At 56.3% G+C, this 2,120-nt stretch carries 2 protein-coding genes; both read right to left on the reverse strand.

Annotated features, from left to right (window positions below):
- The coding region (locus AC1D1Z_RS36715; RefSeq protein ID WP_477853732.1) for a hypothetical protein at positions 1 to 829 on the reverse strand (829 nt) is incomplete at its 3' end.
- A partial coding sequence (locus tag AC1D1Z_RS36720; RefSeq protein WP_477853733.1) for a glycosyltransferase occupies positions 826 to 2,120 on the reverse strand: 1,295 nt, incomplete at its 5' end. The genes AC1D1Z_RS36715 and AC1D1Z_RS36720, both read right to left, overlap by 4 nt.

Raw genomic sequence — 2,120 nt, forward strand, 5'->3', positions numbered from 1 at the left:
GAAGAATACCGCCGCCGAGAATTGGTACTTGCTGTGCGGCAAATTTGTCTCGCCCGCTCAGATGGATGCCTGTGATCGGTTGATCCGGCGCTGCGGGATCGACTAGCAGCCCTTTCGCCGGATCGAAGTGAGGCGTTGCCAAATGTGTCAGCCAGTTTGCTTTTGCAGGCAGCCATTGCACCTTGAGTTGATCTTCCTGCATCGCGACGTTGAGGGCTGCCTGATCGTTGATACGGGAGACCGGTTGCCCGGACACCCGGTCTAGAACCGCTTCCCAGCGCGCCCAGACCGGGGAGGACGATCTGGCCGCCAGCAGACCCGCGTTAATATACCGGTGGGTGTCTATTCGCAACGATGATACCGGGTTCCGGGTATAATATGAGGCCATGTCACTTCGCCATTTCAACGTCGCGGCATTCGCCTGATAGCAAGGATGGTCGTGAGCGGCACCAACTAAGTCCGTCGTGTCTTGGTTCGCTCGGTACAACGAATGTAAAATGGCGTCAGCGTCGGCGAACCAGATGTCGGCGTCGACATGGATAATGAGGTCGGCTGTTGGAAACATGCGGGGGTAACGCGGCCGGCACAATTGCGATACCGCTGACGCGTTACCAATACTCGGGCCTCGCCACCAAACGGGGAGTTTCGGATAAACAAGCTGAACTGCCGCGCCAACTAGCATTTGCCGCTGCAGCGGGGTCAGACCGACATCGATCACAGTCAGGGGAATTTTTGGAAAAATTTGCTGCTCGCGCAAAGAACTGATCAGCGACTGCAGTAATGCGTAGAAACTGTTGTCTGCAGCCGTTACAATCATCGGACCGCTCATGAATCCGATCCATCGGCGCCGATCCGGACGCTTTCAATGAATGCGGAGACGAAAAGATTCCGTAGCCGCGGAGACCGTTCGCAGAGGGATACGATTTGCTTCCTCGAGTATTTGGTGAGAATTGTCTTTGAGAAGCTCCTCGGCATCAAATGCCGTTCAATGTCGTTTGTTACGAGACTGAGTATTGCCGACTCACTGATATCCTCCCTCAGCGGTGCTCCATGGCCAGTAGGAAGCACGCCCACCAGCTCTGCGCCTGGTTCTGATGACCAGCACAGAACGCGGTCCAAATAGATCGTTCCGCCAATTAAGTGAGCGCCGAAGCGAAGATATTCTAGGAACTCGGTCGTTGACGCAAATTCGTCGGCTGTATCGAGCAACACTATGGCGTCCCGACGAAATAGCATCCCGGCCAACAACGGGCTGTAGGGAGCAACTTCCCAGGGCAACGTAACGGACGACAGGCCAAACGTGTCACGCATGAAGCCGGCATCGACCGGTTGTTTGTCTGCATCGACGATTGCTTTGAAGTTGGATGTGCCGGTGACGATGACGTTGCCCGCTTCATTCTTCACGCCCACGTCGCAGAGCGTAATGGACGCAGACCAGAGCGTGCTGAGATGCGCGCCTACCATTGCATGGACAAAATCGGGGTCCACACTGTCCCACGGCCGCAGAAATGCGACAAAGCCGCAATCGAGATGCCGCACAATCGTAAAGAGCTGTGACCCAAGCGGTATTTCCCGGTCGAGGAATACGATTTGTTGATACTCCAATTCTTCCTCGACGGTTGCTCCAGGGTCGGAATCGCGCCATTGCACGGAGATGAGGTCCAATTGGTCGAAATCGTCCGGCAACAGACCAAATGGCTGGTGCGGTGTGGAGGAGATTTCGCCTGGAAGAAATACGAGCGCACATTTAGGCCTGGGTCTCGCGGAAACCGTTTTGGGGCTGGTAATCGAGGTCAAGACAGCCTCCAGGCGTGCAAGTTTTGTTTCATTCGTCCGTTCGAAGTCTTCGGCGGCTGCTTGTGCCCTTCCTGAGGCCTCTTGCCAGGCGTTCTCGTCTTCCCACAAAGTCGTCAGTGCCTCCGACCAAGTATGTGCACCGCAGTCCGCATCGATTAGCTTCCCACCACGTCCGAGCGCTTCGGGCAGGCCGCCGCGGCGGCTGGCGATCACAGGAATGCCGTTCGATTGTGCCTCGACTGCAACCCGACCGAAACCTTCGTCCCATTGGCTCGGCACAAGGAGCACGCGTGTAGCTCCGTAAAGGCCGCGCATGTCAATGC

This window comes from Rhizobium sp. P1_E1, from assembly GCF_056406015.1.